Below are 347 nucleotides of genomic sequence, written 5' to 3'. Positions count from 1 at the left end.
TATTTAAAATTCCTTTGGACATTCTGAAAAGAATGTGTATAATGATAAAAGTCTGGTAATGATGGCAGAGAGGTCACACCCGTTCCCATACCGAACACGGAAGTTAAGCTCTCTAGCGCCGATGGTAGTTGGGACCTTGTCCCTGTGAGAGTAGGACGTTGCCAGGCTTATATTATTCCGCAGTAGCTCAGCGGTAGAGCTATCGGCTGTTAACCGATCGGTCGTAGGTTCGATTCCTACCTGCGGAGCCATTATGCTTCCATAGCTCAGCTGGTAGAGTACTTCCATGGTAAGGAAGAGGTCACCGGTTCAAGCCCGGTTGGAAGCTTGGGAAAAGTTTTTATTTT

Annotated in this window: 2 tRNA genes and 1 rRNA gene; all 3 read left to right on the top strand. The window is 46.7% G+C overall.

Features of this window, described 5'->3' with window-relative positions:
- Positions 1-51: 51 nt before the first annotated feature.
- The 3 genes from rrf (at position 52) to JTF23_RS27535 (ending at position 328) form a co-directional block, all read left to right on the top strand.
- Positions 52-167, top strand: a 5S ribosomal RNA gene (gene rrf, locus JTF23_RS27545).
- Between the two features lie 9 nt (positions 168-176).
- Positions 177-251: transfer RNA gene (locus JTF23_RS27540), tRNA-Asn, on the top strand.
- A gap of 4 nt (positions 252-255) precedes the next feature.
- Positions 256-328, top strand: a tRNA-Thr gene (locus JTF23_RS27535).
- Positions 329-347: the final 19 nt, after the last annotated feature.

This window comes from Bacillus sp. RIT 809, assembly GCF_016892495.1.
Classification (GTDB): domain Bacteria; phylum Bacillota; class Bacilli; order Bacillales; family Bacillaceae_G; genus Bacillus_A; species Bacillus_A cereus_U.
This window is presented reverse-complemented; position numbering and strand designations above follow the sequence as displayed.